This is a genomic window from Halorubrum sp. AJ67 (assembly GCF_000513435.1).
This window is the reverse complement of record NZ_CBVY010000001.1, coordinates 120,634-139,944: the sequence shown is the minus strand read 5'-3', so window position 1 is coordinate 139,944 and position 19,311 is coordinate 120,634. Positions and strand designations below refer to the sequence as shown.

The 19,311-nt window shown below is 55.9% G+C and carries 25 protein-coding genes and 1 pseudogene; 11 read left to right on the top strand and 15 right to left on the bottom strand.

Going from position 1 to position 19,311, the window contains the following annotated elements:
- Positions 1-152: 152 nt before the first annotated feature.
- Positions 153-656 (bottom strand): hypothetical protein, encoded by a 504-nt coding sequence (locus BN903_RS16195; RefSeq protein WP_195155663.1) that lies wholly within the window; start codon positions 654-656, stop codon positions 153-155.
- 323 nt (positions 657-979) lie between these two features.
- Between BN903_RS16195 and BN903_RS00665 the strand changes: the two genes are divergently transcribed.
- Entirely contained in the window at positions 980-1,354 is a 375-nt protein-coding gene (locus BN903_RS00665; RefSeq protein WP_154017951.1) for a hypothetical protein, read from the top strand.
- A gap of 27 nt (positions 1,355-1,381) precedes the next feature.
- The gene (locus tag BN903_RS18520) at positions 1,382-1,492 is read left to right on the top strand and encodes a hypothetical protein (protein ID WP_154018015.1); all 111 of its coding nucleotides are present in this window, start codon (positions 1,382-1,384) and stop codon (positions 1,490-1,492) included.
- Positions 1,493-2,030: 538 nt separating this feature from the next.
- On the opposite strand, the gene BN903_RS17055 is transcribed toward BN903_RS18520, so the two are convergent.
- Positions 2,031-2,282, bottom strand: coding sequence for a hypothetical protein (locus BN903_RS17055; protein WP_195155685.1), 252 nt, complete (start codon positions 2,280-2,282; stop codon positions 2,031-2,033).
- 154 nt (positions 2,283-2,436) lie between these two features.
- Here BN903_RS17055 and BN903_RS00660 point away from each other — a divergent pair, with 154 nt between their 5' ends.
- Together BN903_RS00660 and BN903_RS00655 are read left to right on the top strand one after the other, a co-directional pair.
- Positions 2,437-3,423, top strand: coding sequence for a hypothetical protein (locus tag BN903_RS00660; RefSeq protein ID WP_048075876.1), 987 nt, complete (start codon positions 2,437-2,439; stop codon positions 3,421-3,423).
- Entirely contained in the window at positions 3,420-3,770 is a 351-nt protein-coding gene (locus BN903_RS00655) for a calcium-binding protein (protein ID WP_048075875.1), read from the top strand. Before BN903_RS00660 ends, BN903_RS00655 begins: the two co-directional genes overlap by 4 nt.
- Before the next feature lie 28 nt (positions 3,771-3,798).
- Here the strand turns inward: BN903_RS00655 and BN903_RS00650 are convergent, their stop codons facing one another.
- The 4 genes from BN903_RS00650 to BN903_RS00640 all read right to left on the bottom strand — a co-directional run bounded on the left by BN903_RS00650 (position 3,799) and on the right by BN903_RS00640 (position 5,203).
- On the bottom strand, positions 3,799-3,966 hold the full coding sequence (locus BN903_RS00650) for a hypothetical protein (RefSeq protein ID WP_195155684.1): 168 nt from the start codon (positions 3,964-3,966) through the stop codon (positions 3,799-3,801).
- A 270-nt stretch (positions 3,967-4,236) separates the two neighbouring features.
- Positions 4,237-4,572: a DUF5615 family PIN-like protein gene (locus tag BN903_RS15385; protein ID WP_079890517.1), complete on the bottom strand. Its 336-nt coding sequence runs from the start codon at positions 4,570-4,572 to the stop codon at positions 4,237-4,239.
- On the bottom strand, positions 4,569-4,868 hold the full coding sequence (locus BN903_RS00645; RefSeq protein ID WP_048075873.1) for a DUF433 domain-containing protein: 300 nt from the start codon (positions 4,866-4,868) through the stop codon (positions 4,569-4,571). The genes BN903_RS15385 and BN903_RS00645 overlap by 4 nt, the downstream gene beginning before the upstream one ends.
- A 104-nt stretch (positions 4,869-4,972) precedes the next feature.
- Positions 4,973-5,203: a hypothetical protein gene (locus BN903_RS00640; RefSeq protein ID WP_048075872.1), complete on the bottom strand. Its 231-nt coding sequence runs from the start codon at positions 5,201-5,203 to the stop codon at positions 4,973-4,975.
- 285 nt (positions 5,204-5,488) lie between these two features.
- Here BN903_RS00640 and malA point away from each other — a divergent pair, with 285 nt between their 5' ends.
- A complete protein-coding gene (gene malA, locus BN903_RS00635; RefSeq protein WP_048075871.1) occupies positions 5,489-7,477 on the top strand; it encodes an alpha-amylase MalA in 1,989 nt (662 codons plus the stop codon).
- Positions 7,478-7,784: 307 nt separating this feature from the next.
- Here malA and BN903_RS00630 read toward each other — a convergent pair whose 3' ends face one another.
- Positions 7,785-9,059: an IS4 family transposase gene (locus BN903_RS00630; RefSeq protein WP_048075870.1), complete on the bottom strand. Its 1,275-nt coding sequence runs from the start codon at positions 9,057-9,059 to the stop codon at positions 7,785-7,787.
- Between the two features lie 113 nt (positions 9,060-9,172).
- Between BN903_RS00630 and BN903_RS00625 the strand changes: the two genes are divergently transcribed.
- Entirely contained in the window at positions 9,173-9,577 is a 405-nt protein-coding gene (locus BN903_RS00625; RefSeq protein WP_079890516.1) for an NUDIX domain-containing protein, read from the top strand.
- 136 nt (positions 9,578-9,713) lie between these two features.
- Positions 9,714-9,935 (top strand): hypothetical protein, encoded by a 222-nt coding sequence (locus BN903_RS00620; protein ID WP_048075869.1) that lies wholly within the window; start codon positions 9,714-9,716, stop codon positions 9,933-9,935.
- 20 nt (positions 9,936-9,955) lie between these two features.
- On the opposite strand, the gene BN903_RS00615 is transcribed toward BN903_RS00620, so the two are convergent.
- Entirely contained in the window at positions 9,956-11,356 is a 1,401-nt protein-coding gene (locus tag BN903_RS00615) for an ATP-binding protein (RefSeq protein ID WP_048075868.1), read from the bottom strand.
- Positions 11,357-11,533: 177 nt separating this feature from the next.
- Here BN903_RS00615 and BN903_RS00610 point away from each other — a divergent pair, with 177 nt between their 5' ends.
- On the top strand, positions 11,534-11,815 hold the full coding sequence (locus BN903_RS00610) for a helix-turn-helix transcriptional regulator (protein ID WP_048075867.1): 282 nt from the start codon (positions 11,534-11,536) through the stop codon (positions 11,813-11,815).
- Positions 11,816-11,915: 100 nt separating this feature from the next.
- Here the strand turns inward: BN903_RS00610 and BN903_RS00605 are convergent, their stop codons facing one another.
- From BN903_RS00605 to BN903_RS15080, 7 genes and pseudogenes are all read right to left on the bottom strand, one after another.
- On the bottom strand, positions 11,916-12,422 hold the full coding sequence (locus tag BN903_RS00605) for a metal-dependent hydrolase (protein WP_048075866.1): 507 nt from the start codon (positions 12,420-12,422) through the stop codon (positions 11,916-11,918).
- Positions 12,423-12,798: 376 nt separating this feature from the next.
- Positions 12,799-13,251: a hypothetical protein gene (locus BN903_RS00600; protein ID WP_048075865.1), complete on the bottom strand. Its 453-nt coding sequence runs from the start codon at positions 13,249-13,251 to the stop codon at positions 12,799-12,801.
- A 165-nt stretch (positions 13,252-13,416) separates the two neighbouring features.
- Positions 13,417-14,811, bottom strand: a complete 1,395-nt coding sequence (locus BN903_RS00595; RefSeq protein ID WP_195155662.1) for a DUF6498-containing protein — start codon at positions 14,809-14,811, stop codon at positions 13,417-13,419.
- Between the two features lie 70 nt (positions 14,812-14,881).
- Entirely contained in the window at positions 14,882-15,145 is a 264-nt protein-coding gene (locus tag BN903_RS00590) for a hypothetical protein (RefSeq protein WP_228840979.1), read from the bottom strand.
- A 290-nt stretch (positions 15,146-15,435) separates the two neighbouring features.
- Positions 15,436-16,311: a hypothetical protein gene (locus tag BN903_RS00585; protein WP_048075864.1), complete on the bottom strand. Its 876-nt coding sequence runs from the start codon at positions 16,309-16,311 to the stop codon at positions 15,436-15,438.
- 105 nt (positions 16,312-16,416) lie between these two features.
- Positions 16,417-16,569 (bottom strand): annotated as a pseudogene (locus tag BN903_RS15380) (IS5/IS1182 family transposase); the annotation flags it as partial.
- A 286-nt stretch (positions 16,570-16,855) separates the two neighbouring features.
- The gene (locus BN903_RS15080) at positions 16,856-17,512 is read right to left on the bottom strand and encodes a hypothetical protein (protein WP_195155661.1); all 657 of its coding nucleotides are present in this window, start codon (positions 17,510-17,512) and stop codon (positions 16,856-16,858) included.
- 252 nt (positions 17,513-17,764) lie between these two features.
- Here BN903_RS15080 and BN903_RS15375 point away from each other — a divergent pair, with 252 nt between their 5' ends.
- The 3 genes from BN903_RS15375 (at position 17,765) to BN903_RS18275 (ending at position 19,293) form a co-directional block, all read left to right on the top strand.
- Positions 17,765-18,154 (top strand): winged helix-turn-helix domain-containing protein, encoded by a 390-nt coding sequence (locus tag BN903_RS15375; protein ID WP_079890515.1) that lies wholly within the window; start codon positions 17,765-17,767, stop codon positions 18,152-18,154.
- Positions 18,155-18,369: 215 nt separating this feature from the next.
- Positions 18,370-18,714, top strand: coding sequence for a response regulator transcription factor (locus BN903_RS00570; RefSeq protein ID WP_052334862.1), 345 nt, complete (start codon positions 18,370-18,372; stop codon positions 18,712-18,714).
- 444 nt (positions 18,715-19,158) lie between these two features.
- Positions 19,159-19,293: a hypothetical protein gene (locus BN903_RS18275; RefSeq protein WP_255331268.1), complete on the top strand. Its 135-nt coding sequence runs from the start codon at positions 19,159-19,161 to the stop codon at positions 19,291-19,293.
- The last annotated feature ends 18 nt before the right edge of the window (positions 19,294-19,311 follow it).

Genomic DNA, 19,311 nt, shown 5'->3' with positions numbered 1-19,311 from the left:
ACCGTCACGCCAGCGAACCTGCTGTAACAGGTCCGCTGCGACCGATTCCGACCCAAACACATCTAGCGGAATCATCCGTGTCGGACACCGCTGACGCGGTGTCCTTGTCCTCTTCGACTCGACAGCCACAGCTCAGCAGTATCAACAATCTCCTACAGAAGAGCGTCGTGAATAATAGAGTGCCGATATTCTTCGAGTTCTATATACAGGTTTGAGATTGCCTCAAGTATTCGCTCATCAGTTTGAAAGATGGTGGGGACGTTAGGAGTATCATCGAAATCAAGCGTCTCCATCTCAGAAATTTTCTCGGAGAATCGCCAATCATCAGAAGCGCCCGAGGAACTTCTTCCGTTAATCTTCAGAAACCACTCGACAAAGAGATCGAGGCATTTGTAACTACTTGCGAATATGAGCGGTGTAATATCACTAATCACTTGATCGACTCCGCTACCTCCGATAGAACGGGTCGCCCTCAGGTAGGCAGTTCGTTTCCCGTCTAATGCTACTTCTCGATTTATGGGCTTCTCAACCAAAGTATCAACCGTATATTTCTCTAAATCAATATTTCCCGACAACTCCGCTAAACGGGTTAGTGACCACCGTTCATACTCGGTTAGCTTATGTAGCTCCTTCATCCGACTACTACTTACTGTCATAATATCGAGTAGCTATTCCCTCCTTTAATAAATTCATCCGACATCACTACTACTGAGCCTTCAGTCATGATCTGCTTGAGCCACGCTAGAGGCCATCTATCGGTCGTATCTAGCATCTCATCGCTGAAGTGGCACTAGCCCCGTAATGAATTTTGTCTAGAACTAAGTTCGTCGACTTCTCTTGAGGGAGACACATTATTATTGCTCGGTCAACCATCCTCTACTCAATAGTTATAGAAATCTTCGAGTTTGCCGGTGCAGCAGCGACAAGCAGCCAATTTTTGAGATCTGCTTGGGAAAAGCTCGGCCAAGCAGACGAAGAGGTGACTCCCGAGGAGTTGGCGGCTATCGGCGTGTTGAAAAGCAGTGACCGATTGCTTCCTGAGCTAGATGAGTTTTCGGAGGCGTTGAAGTCGTTTGCAGCTGATTATGAGACACTTCGATATACTGGTTTATCCGGTGAGGATGCGCTTGATGCTGCTCGTTTTATCTACTTGCCTCGGGTGTATCTCGTGGAGTCAGAGACGTTCGATGAGAGCTTTGTGCAAGAGTTAGATGCTGAGACGGTGGAGGTTGTGGTAGAGAATGGTTTGACGGAGTTCCTTGCTTCTCGGGGTATTTCTACTGCTGATGACATGGTGTTTGACATAGCCGCAGTCGAGGATACCGCAATGGAAGACGGGCTTGATTTGAGCTGATGACTTACTGAGACACACGATTATGTCATCCTAATTTTCGGAACTGGGGAGGTCGTACTAACTGGGTGTGAGAGTTCAGATGCCGCTCAGAGAGCATTAGACGGGGTTATCTCTACGATTCAGAATTTAGGTGTATAAACTTCCAGCTCTCCTTCTAACATCTCGATAAACTCTACGTCGGTCAGGAACTCTACCCCCTGTTTCTCGATGTAGGAGGGAACGACATTTGACACCACAAACATCCTCACATCGAGGTTAGTCCACTCCTCCGCAAATTGCTGCTCTACTCGATCTTCGCCGTCCCGGTCAAGGTGAGATAAGAAGGATTCTCCGGCTTTTCATTCAGCCATATCTCCACCTTCTCGGAGAAGGGTTCCCCCGACTCGGCATCGTAATTGTTGGAGGGAGTTTAGCTGGACTATCTGGTTGTGCCTCCGATACAGACGACAACGGTGGAGGCGGAGGAGATGGAGGATCAAATGAAGAGACAGACGAGAAAACCTTAGAAGACTACGTACAGCTTCAGAATCACGAGTTTAAGTCAACACAGCATCCGTGTTCGGTTAAGGCCATATCTCCGAGTTGAAGGCTCTCCTCCACGCTGCATCCACAGTGGCGGCATTCGTGGTGCGTTGTCGATGACGGCTCGAGCCTGACGATCTGCTGGATGAGCTGTTTACTGAGCATTGATGGGATCGACGATCTCGCCACAGCCGGGACATTCGGCCCACATACCCGGTTCACCGCCGGCCGTTTCATAGTGGATGATCGCGTGTCGGCCGGTGACTCTCTCGCCGCAGAACGAGCAGGTGCCACGGACTGCCTCTGGATTATTAGAGGTCATTCCTCTTTTTGGGGGAGAGGGAGCGTGTGACACTATTTTGGATCTGGTCCGGTCGTCGTAGTCGAGCCAGCTTTGCTCCCTCATCTTAAACTACGCACTCTGTGACTTATAATTCGGGCGAGCGGGGTGAAAGTGTTTCTCCGGGACAGCTGCTTGACCGTAGTCCGCGAGTATCTCTCACGCAGTTGCGGGCTCCAGCGGTGATATGTTATACATCTGGCTGTCCTCACCACCGCATATGTCGTTCCGTACCTCGTGGCACACGCTCTTGGAAGAACTCGAGGACCTCCCAACGGAGGCGACGCTGCTCACGCCGGTATCACACAAGCGGTTTCGTGTCACCGACGTCCAAGAGCATCGCGTCATCATCGACGTTGAGGAGACGGGTGAGACGCGGCCGCTCCAGCGTGAACAATTTGAAAGCCTGTATCGGCGGGTCACTGACGAGTCAGGCGGCTTCGAACTCGATCGACTGCCACCAGATGCTGCCCCGTACCCGGCTGTGTTGAGTCTCCATCCGGGATTTGAGATCGATGAAGAGGCTGGCAGTATTGTCGAACAGGACGGCCCCACAACGACCCAACTGGCAAGTGGCGACAACTCACCTGATGAGACAGAGCGGACAGAACCGGATCTTGACGTGTATGCTGATGCGTTGCTCCTCGTTGACGCACTTGAACGCCATACGGTCACTGCGCTCGAAGAGATGGAGACGGATGCACTGGTCAATCTTTACACGCTGCTATCGGATGTCCAGCGCAACGCTAACGCTGTCCGTCAAGATGTGGCTGATGTCCTGCTGGCTCGTTTTCACCATGACCAGCCGGTGTCAGGCTCCTTTGGTTCCGTCCAGCGGACGACGCGTCGGAACCGCTCGTTGAAGGATGACGAGAAAGTACTGGAGACGCTCGAAGAGGCGGGTATTGACCGAGAGCGCGTGTTGGGTGTGGACCGCGACAAGGTAGATGCTATACTCGATGTGACGGAACTTTCTGAGAGTGATATGTACGATATTGCGGAGTCAGAGTATATCCGCAAGGCTGAGGTTGACGAGGAGCATAAGGAGACGCGGCTTCAGGGGCTCAAAGACCAACTTGCTGCGGCCGACGGTGACGAGGCCGAAGAACTCCGTGAGGAAATCGAGGAGCTTGAGAGTCGTATCGATGAGTTGACCGAGTTCAGCTCCGGTACAACGTTCCACACTCGCACCGAAGGTGAGTCATGACCGAGCGCGACGAAGAGCGAGAAGAGCGCATTAAGATGCGGATTATCGTCGATGCCTACACTCAAGATGAACAAGCGATGGGGTGGCACATCTATTTGGAGGAGACGATGGACTTTACTTTCGAGGCACACTGTATGGAAGAACAGGAGATCTCACCGCTAGAGCAAGGGGAAACGGTTCGTGTGGTCGACAAACCATCATCAGAGCCATCTCTCCGCCAGCAGTTCGTAACCGTCGAGTGGATGGGTCGCGAACTCAGCGTGCCTCTCGAACAATTGGAACCTATCGATGCCAGCAGTGACACCGAACAGGCCATCTCCGACTGGCACTACTGGCTCGACCGCTGACGACCGATAGCCAGAGCGACAACCGTTCCTACGATGGCAGGTCTTCGGCGATTGACCGTATTTCGCTCCTAGTTGGTTGACTCTCGATCTCGACGCCGTAGTCGTCAACCCAGAACCGAAACTGTTGATGGTCGACATCGAAGTGGAGTCCACACGGAATATCTGGGTCTGCTTGGTTGTACTTCGACTCACTCACGTTCTCACCGCCACTGAGATTCAAAGCAAGCGAATTACGAGAGCAATTGTACGAACGCAATCCTGACACGTACGGCTCTGCCGGAGCGCTCTGGGCATCCACAGTTGAACACCTGTACGATGACCTTCCAGGCTTTGAAGCCCTGAGTACGGAACGTATACGTTTGATCGGGAGGCTGCGATGGAGTCTCTTCCTGATCCGTCCGATTGACAACGTGAAAATGGGTCGTGACCCGAGTTTGTTAGCAGGTTTCTGGTGCTGCCAAGATAGTCACAGCCAGTTGCCTGGGACGTAGAGAACTGTTCCAACGAGCTCGTCAGTATACATCTCTATTCGTCGAATGGCCGCAGCAATTTCGCCCGCCGAAGCAGCTGTATCGCAAGCGATGATGCCAGGATGATCTTCAACGTTCAGTTCTGGATCGGCCCCGCGAAAATCAGTATCCTCACTCAGAATGAGTCGATCAGTTTCACGTGCATACTCTAAGAGAACCGTGTCTTCAGAGCCTAACTCAACGTCATCTCCAACGACAGCAACATCGTGCCCTTCTCCACGGAGGGCAGAAACAATAGCTGGTGGCACGTGCTCATCAGCGAGCAGCCTCATGCTTCGGGCTCTGATTGGGTTGTCGTGTCTAGGTCTTCAGGACCACGAACGACAGATAATTCATCAGAGACTGACTGGCGCTTGGCTTGGATCTTCCGCATCTCGTCGACGTGGTCATAGTAATATACCAAGGCGCGGTAGACGTCGGCGATGTCGAGATCGTAGTCGGCGGCGACCTGTTCGGGAGATTCTCCAGCGTCAAGCACTCGCTTTGCGATGTGGTGGACGCCGATACGCCTCCCTTCGATTCGGGGCGCACCACCTAGGGTATCGTTCGTCGAGACGATTTCAGCCATTAGAGGTCGATACGCTCCATCCAATAATAAAGGCTGGCCGGAGAGCGCAACATTGCTAAACTCCCTAAGCAGACCAGTGAGCAGTGTCTCATCTACTGGTGAAATCATTCGAATCGACTTGACCGGTCGTGTGAAATCACGTTCCCGACGGATTTCGTGATCCGAACGTGGTGTGTATAGGTGTCAGAGAGTGTGTGCGTCTCGAACTCGACAAGCCATTCAGTGTCACGTTCTTCAATATCAGTGACATCTCCAAGTTGACCGATACACTCGCTGTCAGCATACGTGTTTGCGAGTTCTCTCGCTGTTTGTTCATCTGGTACGTCGTTACTCATACGAACAGCCTTGTTCCGGCTACGGAAGTGAGTATGCCAGAGCCCATGAAAAGCCAACACATCCCTGGATGACTGTCTCCGCCGTCGATCACGCGGAAACAGGAAATTTGTGCCTGTTGTCGCAGATATTATCGAATATCTAAAACGAAACCGGTTCTGAGAAATCCTCGAAAACGACGTGAACAACGATTCTCGACACGGGGATTAGTTAGCAACAACGATTATATCTATTTACCATCAGTTCCGAACACCTAAGCCCGAAGTTCCCGAGTTGACACGTACCGAATGGATCATCCAGGCCCGCCGCAGTTCGCCGCCGTCGGCGACGTGGTACAGCTAGCCCCTCGCGACCCGGTCCTCGAGGCCACGTATCGGTGGGCGGTCACTGAGGCCCCGAGCGCGAGTGAGGCGACCGTCGGCGGTGAGGCCGTCGAAGAGTTCGTCCCGGACGTCCCCGGACGCTACACGGTGACGCTCGACACGCCGGTCGAGAGCCACGACCTGACAATCCGGGTCTTCCCAAGCGATCACAGGCCTACCGGCGAAGGAGCCGGGACTGCCGGCGTCGCCGGCAAGAGCGGGTACAGCGGGAGAAGCGGAAAGAGCGGCTATAGCGGCAAGAGTGGCTCGGCCCGAAAGAGTGGTGGCGAGAGCGGCTTCGCTTCTGGATCCGGATCCGGAACACGCGCCGAACCCACCGAAGATGAGGATGGGCGTCCCCGTGTCAGGCTCGACGCCGAAATCGAAGGTGACGAGGCCGTCATTCGGGCGACCCCGACGCCACATCCGGACTCGTCACGTGACGCCGCCGATCTCGACGTGGAGTTCCTCCTCGACGACCGGGACGACGTGACTCGCGAGGACGCGACAGTCGACGACCGCGAACTCCGAGTCCCGCTCGCAGCGATCGATGAGCGGATCCGCGTCCACGGAGTCGCCGTCGGCGCGAGCTATAGCGTCGCCGACGCGGTTAGCGTCGATCGGCTCGGTGACGGCGCGGACTTCGGCGTCACTCGGCTCAACGAGCCGCCCGAGTGGGCCACGAACAGCACGCTCTACGAGATCTACGTCCGCGGGTACGCGGACGACGACGAGGAGGCCGAGACAACCTTCGGGGCGCTCGAAAACCGGCTCGACTACCTCGAGGAGCTCGGCGTCGACTGCCTGTGGCTCACGCCCGTGCTACAACACGATGGGAAGCCCCACGGGTACAACATCACGGACTTCTTCGCCATCGCCGACGATCTCGGCGACCGCGACGATTACGAGGCGTTCGTCGACGCGGCCCACGACCGCGGGATGGCGGTGCTCTTCGATCTCGTGTTGAACCATTCTGCGCGCGATCACGAGTGGTTCCAAGACGCCTACCGGAACCCTGACGCACAGTACCGCGACCGCTACGAGTGGCAGGACTCCGGCGAGCCGGGGACGTATTTCGACTGGGAGCTCATCGCCAACTTCGATTTCACCAGCCTCGAGGTCCGGCGACACCTCCTCGATGCGGCCGACACGTGGGCCGAGGTCGCCGACGGCTTCCGCTGTGATATGGCCTGGGCGGTCCCGGAGTCGTTCTGGAAGGAACTCAGAGACCGGCTCAAAGCCGAGGATCCGGAGTTCCTGTTGCTGGACGAGACGATCCCGTACATCGCCGATTTCCACGAGGGGATGTTCGACATCCATTTCGACACGACGCTGTACTTCACGCTCCGGCAGGTCGGGTCCGGCCACCAGCCTGCGGAGTCGCTCCTTGACGCAGTAGAGGGGCGGGCGCGCTCCGGCTTCCCCGACCACGCCGCGTTCATGCTCTACTTAGAGAATCACGACGAGACGCGGTACGTGGTCGACTGCGGTGACGACGCCGTAAAGGCCGCCGCCGGTGCGCTGTTCACCCTCCCTGGGATCCCGATGCTGTACGGCGGTCAAGAGCTGGGACAGCGGGGTAACCGCGATCCGCTCGCGTGGGACGATGCCCGCGAGGAGATCCGGTCGCACTACGACGACATGCTTGCGCTCCACGACGACCACCCGGCGCTCGGGGTTGAGGGCGATCTCGTCCGCGTCGAATACGAGACGAGTGAGCCCGACGACGTCGTCGCCTTCGGCCGCGAGAACGGGGACGCGAGCTACGTCGTCCTCCTCAACTTTGGCTCTGAAACGGCTACGGTCGGGATCGATGGGACGGTCGATGCGACGGATCTTGTCTCCGGGGAGTCGAGGGCGGCAGAAGACGGGCTAACCGTTGAGGACGTCGCGGTCTTTGAGACGGCGAGCTGATTTCCGATGAAGCGGCTCTGGCCGATGCTGCAGCGATCGGATACGCTATTATGTAGTTGGGATAACATTAATACGACCGGTCAAAGAGTCAGACGCATGGGTCTCGTCGAGATCGACGGCATGGCGGCCGATGTGTCGCGCAGGAGCGTGTCACGGGTGGCCCTCGAACGTGTGCCCCCGGAGTCGCGTCGAGACATCTCCCAACTGCGATCCAACCAATGACCGAAACGCCGCTGCACGCCACGGTCACCCAACGCGGTGTCGTCGTCACACCCGACGACCACGTGCTGGTTGCATCCGTCTTTAGTTAAGCCTCACACCTCGGTTGTGTAGCGGTAGCGAGTGTTTCTTGTAAGATTGGTCGCTGCTTGTGGATCTTTTGAGCGTCTTCGATCAGCCGTTCAAGCAGCGGCGGTGGTGAGTAGCCGAGGTACTCACCGAGTTCGTGGAGAATGAGCTGGGCGTGCGACCGGAAGGTCGCCGCCCAGCGCTCTGTCGGAAACACAAGCTCGTCATCCGCCTGCTCAGTGACGAGATCCAACAGATCACGGCTTACAAGCAGCGACAGCAGCGCTGCGTACAATAAGATCCTCACCACGTGTTCGTCACTCGTGTCGAACTCGTCCAGTTCGTACTGTGTCTTCAGCTCCCGGAACAGCAACTCAACTTCCCACCGACAACGGTAGATCTCCGCTAAATCCGCCGGAAAGAACTCTTTTCTCGCCAAATTCGTCATATACAGGTGGTAGTCGTCGGCGTCCTCGTCGCGGACGCCGACGACGCGAAATCGCTTCGTATCTAGCGACCGCGTCCCATTGTACGGCCCTCGTTTGAACTCTACTTCGACCTCTACATCGATGTACTTCCGGTCGAGGTCGTCGAGAACAGCGCGGAGCTGCTTGCCCTCTAAGGGAATGGCGCGGCCGCGCCATTCCCGTAATTCTGCCGTGATCACCGGATTCGCGTTCTGCTTCAGCCGACTCACGAAGTAGCCGTCGTTCTCGTCGATCAGCGCAAACCGGCGGTACTTGAAATAGGCGAGATCGAACAACACGAGCCGGTTCTCAAGCCACGGCCCTGTTTTGAACAGGGTGCTGTCGTGCGTTTTCTCGTTAGCAGTATCGAGCCGTTCAATCGTCTGCTCTGTGGCATTGTGGAGCAGGTGGAGCTTCGCTCCAGCCTGCTCCTCATGGCGGGCTTCGAACTGGTCTGAGAGAAATTCGTGTAACCGCAACACCGTTCCATCAGCGATCATCACATCTCTAAATCGGTCGATATCAGCGTCAACAGCGTTAGGAACAGCGACCTCGTCGAGCGCGGTCTCGACGAGGTCGCGGAAGTACTTCGCAAGCGTCGGAGTCAACCGCTGATAGAATCCGCTCGGAGAGATCGTCTCATCGGCAGTAGAGTTGTAACAGCGTCTAAACGCGGCGAGTGTTCGGCTTTCGCCTGCGGCGAAGCCGAACACAAATGCCCAGACGAAGGCAGGGATCTGAAGCTTGCGGTCACGTTCGACCACGCCGAGTTCCTCGGCGTGCTCTTCAAGAAATTCAGAGGGAAACAGTGTAGTGAGCCGACGCATAATTCGAGTTGAGGAGTCGTTGTTGTGCACAGACACGACTTCCTCATTCCTTCCGAAAGGTGCCTCGATAAGTCGCCGCTGTCACGCGGTTTCTCGCTTAACTAAAGACGGATGTGCTGGTTGTTAAGCGGGCCTCCGACGGCGGGTGGGAGCTCCCCGGCGGGCGACTTGACCGTGGAGAGGACGCCGTCGACGGACTTGAGCGCGAACTCCGCGAGGAGACATCGCTCGAGCCGGAGATAGTCGCTCCGGTCCACACCCTCGCGTGGGTGAACGACGACGGGAACGGGCGGTTCGCCGCGTACTACTACAGTCGCGCCCCCCGCCGGCAGGTGACGCTGTCGGCCGAACACGACGATGCTGACTGGCGGCCAATCCCCGTCGTTGGGTCCCGGCTCAACGATCCCCAGACGGCGGCCATCGACGCCGCGGTGACACGTCACCGGCGCTCGCTCGAAACCGACGCCACCGGTCGTGCGACAGGACAGCGGGAGCGAAGCGACGGATCGCAACTATAGTCGGAACGCCGACCAAGCGTTTCGTCGACGAGTACGCGGTCGGGATGTGACAGTCGTGGTGCCCGGTTCCGATCGATGCTCGATCACCTAACGGTGACCCCAATACCCTACTACCTGTGTTTCAAAGGTGCTGGTAATGGCGAATTCGCGGCGACCTATTGCGCCAGCTGAAAAAAATGTCCTCGATCATCTTGAGGAGCTGGGCGATACCGACCCGCTTACCCGTGAGACGGCGATCACACACCTCGAAGATCAGAAAATCAAGCCTGCTGATGCGCGCGATATCATTGAGCAGTTACTCCTGAAGGGCTATCTGTATGAGGTTGGTGACGAAATTCGGATTCCCCCACGCCCGTGATGAGTCGAAGGTTCTGTTGGCTATCTCAGGGTCTCGACGACGTCGTCAAGAGAGTACAATTGGAGCGTTTCATCTTCGGCAGCAGCCTCCTGCACTGACTGTTTGAATCCACTCCGGCTGAAAAGCGCGAACTCATACTCGGGATCGCCTCCTTCAGAGGGTGTCCAGTCGATTAGTGTGGCCTCCTCTCGGAGTCGAGAGAGGACATCGAATCCGATCGGCTGGGTAGTGAATTTGACTTCGCCTGTAAGGAGCGTTCCCGCTGAAGTAAGTCCAACAACATCAACCTCATGTTCTTGGTGCCACCAGCTTCCGGGACGTTCGAGAAAGCGAAGGCTCGGATAGAGCTTCGGGACAGCCTGTTGGCAAAGCTGTTCGAACGTCTCGCTCACGAAGTCTGGAAGCTCGGGTTCAACTAAGTCGCTGTAGGCTGTTTCATCATAGAGCTCGTATCGACCACTCCGACCGTGAACAAACCGAAACCAGAAGCGAAACAGATTATCGCTGATTCGATACCGACGCTTTCGACTTCGTGTCGGATCTGCGGTCACCGGATAATCCGGTTCGATGAGTTTCAGGTCTTCTAGTCGATCGAGATAGTAGCTCGAACTGTTGGAATCGATCCCGGCATCACCGGCGATATCGTTTCGTGTGCGGTTGCCTTTGGCAATCGCCTCAAGGATCGCGAAGAATCGGTTGACTTCGTCGATCTCCATTCGGAGAATGTGTTCGGGTTCCTCGTGGAGGCTCCCTTGCTGTTGGAGGAGCGTTCGAGTGATGTTTTCTCCGAGTGACTGTGTATCATCGACCGCTTGGAGATAGTGGGGGACGCCACCAAAAACACCGTACGCGAACACCTGCTCTGTCGGTTCGTAGTCTGGGAAAAACTCCATTGCAGCGCCAAAATCGAGTGTCGAGATGGGAAATTTTCCACTCGGGTTCTGTGAGATACGGCCATAGAGTGGGGCACTTCCATCGAGCGTGAGATCGTACATCATCCCGATCGCTGAGCCCGTAAGCACGAGTGTGACCGCGGAATCCTCGACGTCGTGATCCCACAATCGCTGAATGAGCGAGGGAAGTTCGGAATCCGCATCAGCAAGATACGGGAATTCGTCACACACAATGATGGCATCGTGAGCGATGAGATACTCGAGTAGCGTTTCCCAATCCCGTTGGAGGCGTTCGATGTCGGGATATGTCTCTCGGGCGTCAGCGACGAACGCATCTAGCTGGCTCTTTGCAGTTGTCTCTGTTGCTTGGTGATATACCGCATCGTCTCGTCCACGAATCGATTCGGCGATGAGCCTGGTTTTACCGATTCGACGCCGCCCCCATACCACGGCAAGTTCCGCGGTGTCACTCGCATACAAACTTTGGAGCCGCGTGAGTTCCTCATCTCGGTTGATGAACTCTCCCATAATCGCGTGTGATTTGTCACAAACATATAGCTGTCGATAGTGTAGTTCAAACTATTGTAGTCTAAACTATTGTAGGAGACATATTTCTTTTGGCCAGCTTTGTGAGTATCTCTCGTGGGTGAAAATGGGATACCAACAACCAACAGTATTTCAAAAACATGAGCCGAAACAGAAACGATGTACGATCTCACTGGGTTTCAACGCGACCTTCTGTATGTCATCGCAGGACTTGACGCCCCGCATGGACTCGCGATCAAAGACGAACTAGAAGACTACTACGAAAAGGAGATTCATCACGGCCGACTGTATCCGAATCTCGACACACTTGTCGAGAAGGGACTCATCGAGAAAAGCCAGCGTGACCGACGAACTAACGAGTATACCACTACCCGCCGGGGTACCAGAGAAATTAAGGCTAGAGTAGAGTGGGAAGACCAGTACATCGATCACGATAACTGAACTCCTGTACTCGGGTACAGCTCATTCTCGGTAGTTCACAGCGTACTGCTAGAATCTCTATACGCCAGCTTGAATGCGTCGTGAGGGACCCATCTGCTGTTCAGACGCCGAGGGCGCCAGCAACAACACTGCCGGCAAGGAACGCGATCACTGAGGTGACGGCCCCGAGAGCGAGGAGCGCGTAGTTCGCGAGAGGATTCGCTGCCTTCGCGACATCAAGCGTGTACGTGTCGTCTCGGAGCGGTTCGAACGGACGAATACCCATCGGCGTGAGGACATCCGCGAGGAGGTGTCCGATGACGATTATGGTGCCGACCACGAATCCGAAACCGCCGAGCGCGATCGCACCGACGACACCCACACTACTCCCGACGAGAGCCCCAGGGACGCCGAGAACGGTACCGACAATAAGTGCGAACCACACGGTATGCGTTGGCCCACGGTGGCGGACAAACGGTACACGTTGGTCCCAGTCGGGGATCATTGCTCCGGCGACCGCGACGGCGCCGCCAGCGATCGCTAGCTCCACGGCACCGGCTGCGACTACGAGAAAGCCGACTGGTGCGTACGCAAGCAGCGAGCCGCCGTAGTGTCCTGGCCGATGCATCTAGTCTAGGTGACGAACGCTATCGGTAACAGCCCTTCGACATTCCCGGTGACAGTTACCCTCGCAACCAGTTTGTAAGGTCACCAGTGCCGGTTGGTGTTTAGCCAATGTAAGATCGCAGAGGTCGCCCACGGGGAGGACGTACGTGGTCTCCTTGAGGTGAGCATTGTCGATGGCGTCGTTCGAGAGAACTAACGTCAAGTGGCTGTACCGCTCGTCGACCTTCGTGCTGAGACTAACGACGGTTGCTTCCTCTGCTAGGTAGGGCCGGTCAGCATCCGAGATAACAATAACAGGCCGTGGGTTCGTATATGCTCCCGTCTGGGTCGACTATGAAGACGAGATACCCCTGAAAATACCCGGATATAGCGGGTCGCTATGCCTGTTCGGAATCGTCGGTACTCTCGATCCAGTCTTCGGGTGTCGGTTCGTCGTTGGCACTGCTGTCCTGTCTGATCTCGGACTGTGCGCCGCTCGGGGAACTTTCATCCGTTTGCTCGATGTCGGCAGGAGAAAAGTCATCGTCGTAGCGGACAGTGAGATCCCGGACTTGAACGAGACCACGGGCGAATCGCCGGAGATCGTCACGGCTCTTGAGGGCGTGGTAGTAGCCGTCAGCGGTCTTGCCGATGTCGCCGTCGTTGAACAGACGGGTGAGCGTACCAGTGATGCTTCCTTTTGGGATGTCATCGAGTTGGTCGTGGATTTCGGAGGGCGTGAACCCGTAGTTAGGGTTCGTATAGAGAAGTTGGATAATCGCAGCCTTGTTTGTACTCGGATCGATATGGATGTCGTCGGAAGGATCGTGTGTTCGGAGGTCGATAGGCATGAGAAGATCTGTTTGTAGTCGATTGTAAGGGATTGTAGGTGATAAATATTCAGGAAGTTCCCGAACACCAACCCTCTTCGGTGAGTACTATAGCGTGTCTAACGGCGCCGCTGACGTCTCTTCCTGAATCAGGGGTCGCCCGCCTCGTCTGCCATCAACATCGACTCAGGTGGCCGGAAGCGCCCACTGCCAGGCCGACCTGAGTGCGACGACGCCAAATGGGCTGCCAAACCCGGCGACGACCGCCGCGATGGTGGGAGCGTAGTAGGCGATGCCGGCCACGGCGGCGACGCCACAGACTCCGACCGCAGCTGCCGCCCCGGCCACGCGTCGGTCGATCGGGTCGAACGCCGTCGTCTCGACCGGGAGTACGAACGCCTCGACGGCCCGGCCGTACTCCCGGAGGTGCGCAACGCTGAGCTCGTACTCGCCCGCAAACGTGGTGAGCGAGAACGTCCGGGTGTCGCAGGCGCGGTCGACGAACTCTCCCTCACACAGCTCGGCGTCCCGGATGTCGTCGACGGGAGTCGCCCACTGGACCGTCTCGGTGAGCTCGTCGTATGCGACCACCGCGTCGTCGCGGCGCTGGTACGCCAGCGTACCGTGGGTGAGGGCGTACTCGACGGCTTTCAGCCCGCCGACGGCGGCCGGTAGAAGGCCGAAACAGACCACCGTGGCAGCGACCGGCCCTGCCGACCCGGCAGTGATCCCGACCCACGCGAAGAGGTATGCCGGGCCGCCGCTAACCGCGGACTTCACGCCCTGCCAGAGTGCGGTGGCGCGAACAGCTCGCCGGTCCGGACGGACCTCAGCTGTCGGCGGCACGTCCGGAGCGGCCACGGGCGGAAGCATTCCCACCCCCTCCTCGGGGTCGAACGCCATCCCGCCGTGGTAGCTGCGCCATTCTGCGAACAGCTTCACCGCGACGAACGCGACCAGCGCGCCGGCCGGGCCACCGACAATCGCAAACATGAGTACCACCACGGCCAGCCCGGCCTCGGTCGTCGCGCTCGCCACCATGTCTCGGGGAGTGCTCGTCTCGTGGCGTCGATTCCGGAAGTACTCGCGGTTGACGACGCCGACGTGGGAGATGACCAGGAAGACGACGCTCGCCGCCACACTCGGATCGGCAAGCGTCGCCGGCACGTCGACAAACTGGCCCAACACGAAGAGGAACAGCCCGACAAGCGCCACGGCAGACCCGAATGCCCGCGCGACGAACGGGACGTTCCGGGGGTAGATCGGCGGGAGCGGGTCAACGATCGTGACGCTCCCGCGACGGTGGGTGAGGTCGCTTGGTCCGACGGAGATCCCGCCCCGCTCGTCGGACTTGAGCGGGTCGTCTTCCTTGGGGCGCTCCAGTTCGTCGTAGTTCGGCGGGCAGCGCGCGAACAGCGCCTTCAGCCCGGCAAACGGGACGGTAACGACCAGTTCGATCGCGTAGATGACCGCGAACGTCTGTGCGCTCCACCCGAGGTGGAATACGCCGACCAGCGGGACGACGTTCGCCGCGACCGTCACCAGAAACACGGCAGACAAATCGTGCGACGACGACGCCATCGGTTCATCATGTAATAGCGGCGAATAAAAGCTGTTGGTGTGGGGTTGACTGTCCGTCGCTCCGGACCTACTACGACTGGTACGACAGTCGATTCTGCCGTAGTTCATTAAGAGCAATACTAACGTAGAGGAGCCCGACAATTCGGGTTCCGGGATACACCCACGGTTTCCATTTACAGTTCGTCCCATCGACGTAGGCTAACTCGGCCCCGTAGTTGACGTAGGTACGTGGATACAGCAACGCGAGTAGCCCGATGACACCGAGAAATCTCTTGAACGTCGAGTAGGAGCTCTCGTTGCGCCACATGAGAACGAGAAAGAGAAGCCCCTCCAATCGAGCGCCGGGGAGGATCCACGACCGGAGTTCACAATCTTCTAGATTCTCCCTTCGCTTCAGACCGTCAAGAACCTCCCCTGTGGAACGGGCAGGGGAATCGAAATTGGATAGTTCACAACAGATCGGCTGACACAAGCGTTTATACGGTAGGAGAACCAAAGTTCAGGTAACTAATGAGTCTTGATCAAGCGGTTGACGAAGCGCTCGCGACGTACAATATGTCGCGCAGCGAAGAGGCCGAGGAAACGGGCCGAACAGTCGCCACGCTTCAAGATTAGTAGAACCGCTTAGTCGAGATCTCGGATTTTTTCCGCGAATTCTGCTTTTGAGAGGCCAGATGTCTCTTTTAGCTCCGGATAGCCGGCACGTTCGACAGCCTCCTCAACGAACGTGACCCAGAGATCCTCGTGCTTCTCTGCGTAGACGACTTTCGCCTCACTTGGGTACATATCCAGCTCGTATTCAGTCAGGTCGATCTCGACCGCGTGTTTTCGCTCAAGCGTTCTCGCACCGAAGCTATACAGGTGCTTGAAGAGGACGTTTTTCCGTCGAACGGTCAACAGTCGCTTCGATTCGTTGATGTACTCGTTTACCCATTCCCGCCAATCGTAGGATTCTGGATCGGTCTCTACGGAGGTTTCTGGCATAGCGAAGTCCGGATTTAGGCGCCGAAGGTAGAACTGAATTAGCGCAACAGCGGTTCGATGATTGGCGTTCGGAAGTGCGTGTTTGAGGATCAGGTTCGAGGCGAGTCGGCCAGCAACGTCTGTTGCTGGTCCTTCCCACAATGTCCGATCGAGAACGTCTGGTAATGCATCGACGTCGATATTCTTGTACGCCTCAACGGGCGTTCCCTCTTCTTTTTCGTTCTGAGCGAGCAGTGCACGGTAAATCTCGAGGAGACGAACGACGATGGTGCTGTTGTCGGCACTCATCTCTGAGAGTGACTCGTTCAGGTCAAAATCCATCTCCTGAACAGATCCACCGCCAACGCGGGATGTGTAGATGACGTAGAAAGTTTCGTCTATATCGCATTTCTGGACCTTCACTGCGACGTCGTCGCCGTAGCCGACAATCTGCGAGACGATTTGGTCAGGATCTGGATGGACGAAGTCAAGAGAGAACTGCTTGTCGCCGGGGTGGTGATAGTAGACGTGGCCCATCTGCGTACGAAGTACTCGTCAGTGCTGATTAATCAAGTTCACGAGCGGCATCGAACACCGCCCGCAGTAGTTGAGGCCGGCCTTCTCAATGCATATGGTCCGCTAGATGTCCTTGTAGTAGCAGTGGAGAAAGCCACGCATCAACTCTGGTGGCTCGTGGTCTCGTGTTCGCCCCGTCTTCGCCGGGGCGAACACGTCGAGCTCGTTGAGAAACCTGAAGGAGAGATGCTCAAACAGCGCGAGCGTCTCCGTCTCCACGACATTGAAGAACGACTCTACCGAAGGATCATCTTACAGGATCGCTGAGTCCATACCATCTCAGCATTCACCCTGCTCTTTGGTGTGGTAACCGTTCTATGACACCCTCGTATTGTATTGACCAAGTTAGCACTCATTTTCTGCTGAAAGTCCGGTGAGCGATTCGCGCTGTGTATCAGTCACAGCAGTTATGCCAGTGATTCGAGAGCAGTTGATTCGGATGTGCGGACTCTTCTGTTAATCCCTATGAGTAGCAGAGCAGTTCAGACGATACTGTCTATGAGCCTTACTCATTGGTTTCAGACGAGTATGTTTCGCTGGGGAGAAACACAGGAAGGTCCGTATCTCGGGTTTCACGGATGAGATTATCGAACCAGCGTTGAACAGACGTATGTAGTTCTTCTTTTGAATCAAATCGATCGTACTGGATGTCGTATCCTTTCGGCAACTCGTCAATCGTAGCACTTCCGAATGTCTCGTCAGCGTAAGTCGAAACCCGCTGGCCCGGCTTGTGAGTTGTAGCGGGGTTCCCCCGTCGGAGATGGAACTCACCTAAGATCCCACCTGTCTCGGCTCCGACGCCGGTTGTCAATCCCCCACTGGTGAATAAGAAGAGCACGGCATCGCTGTGCGCTACAAATGCCACCGATTGGGCAAGCGGATCCATCCCCGCAATTTCTAGTTCGTCTTCGCCTCGGTTCTCATTCCGTTCTTTGGCTTGTTGATGCGTGGGGATGTCGATGTCGGTGGCGATGAATGCGCGGCAGTTGTGCTCGTGTCTGAGTTCCTCGCAGAAATCCCGGAGTGCTTCTTCCATATTGCTATTTCCGGCAGCATCAATGTGCTTACCCGGATCGAAGAGGGGATCATCCCGGAAGGGGGTACGGAGTTTGTCAGCGTCGTCGTAGGCCTTCTCCGCGTTGAACGCAGTATACGGCCCCATCACGTAGACCGTGAAGTCGTTATGCGGGCCCAACTTTGGGGTCGTGGGCGCTTGTTCTGCGAGTATATCAGAGATCGGGCGATCGTTATATCGAAAATTCGTATCGCCATCAAACATTATCTCACAGGTAACCCTATCTCGGCAAAAGCGTGGTTATTCCTGCGACGGACCCATACTATCAACTAAAAGCAAAGAAATTATTCTTTCTAGTCGGCAGATTCATATGTATCCACGCTGTACGCCCAAATAACGATGTCCTCGGATTCTACTTCCACGACGCCCGATCCTGATGAGGGCGGTCTTGAACAGTACGTGGACGAGCAGCTGTTCAGCGGTAGTATGGGGACGCTCACGGATCATGTCGCACGGAAAGCAGCGCTGGGTGATGGTCGACGATATGCTATCCTGTACTACCTGTGGGATCGTGAGGAAGTCGCACGGAAAGAACTCGCTAAGGCTGTTGACGATCCTGGATTTGACCTTACTCACCACCTCGGAGAGCTTGTTGATGCTGGCTTGGTCGCTCGTGTTGGAGCTCCAGAGGATGGAGATGGTCGACAAACGTTCTACCGGGTCACGCATATTGGACGGCAGGAGATAACGTCTGATGTCCAGAACATCACTGGTTCTGAACCCCAGTGACCACTTCAAACTTAACACACACAGGCTCTGTTGAAATCCTATTCTTCAGATAGTTTCTTGTCTGAAACAGCCGGTCGATGAAGAGCATCTATCCAGCAAGCCCATCTAAATCCGTGACGAACTTCCAGTAGTTATTATCGTAAGAATGCGTAGAGAATTGCTACCACTAACAGACAGTATTCAAATATATATCCCTTGCTGAGTGAATCTCACCTATGTCTAAACCAACAGTATTGCTCGCCGATGATGAGAAAGATCTTGCCGATTTGTTTGCCCTGTATCTAGACGACCACTACGACACGAGGGTTGCTTACAATGGTGAAGAGGCACTTGAGAAACTCGACAGTTCGGTTGATGTGATATTGTTAGATCGGCGTATGCCCGGATATTCAGGCGATGAAGTGCTTGCTGCTGTCCGGAAAGAGGGGTGGGATTGTCCCGTCATTTTCCTCAGCGCTATAGCTAAAGATGCTGACAGGGAGAATTCTGCTGATGATTATCTCGAAAAACCGACTAACCGCGACGAATTAGTAGAAATAGTCAAGAAGAATTTACCATGAAATCACGATGGTTTGGAGTAGTGAACGCTCAGCGGTAGTTGGAAGTGGCTGGATTTCGTGCGAGATTCGCGCCCTGTATCTCACACGTCGCTATGAAAACCATCTGAATCAGATACGATCTCCATTGGTCAATTTGCACGCTTCAGCTAAGGCTGTTTCAGGCAGAAATATGTCTGAAGAATAGGGCTTTAACAGAGCCGTGCATCTCAACAAGACCCAATCTCTCTATTGACGCCGGCGCACTTGCCTCAGCGGCCGCATATTTTGGACGGTCGAGCCACATGTCGAGATAGGGGCCGCAAGCCCGAAACGTGGCACTACGGCCGATCCCCGGACGGGGGTGAGAGCGACAATATATTCCCAACGACCGACGAGGTTGTTTCTCCAAATTGGTAGCTATCCCTAATTCACTCCCCGAGTGCCGAAGAGGCTGTAACCAATCGTATGAACGGTGGTATCGCCGTCCGCGATATCTACCTGGCCGTCGATGAGCGTGGACGCCTTGACAAGTGGGGCTGGCGGGCGGCCGACTACCTCGGTGACGGGAATGACGAGTTCGAGCGGTGCGATGCGTGTTAGCGGTAACTATTCCGTCGG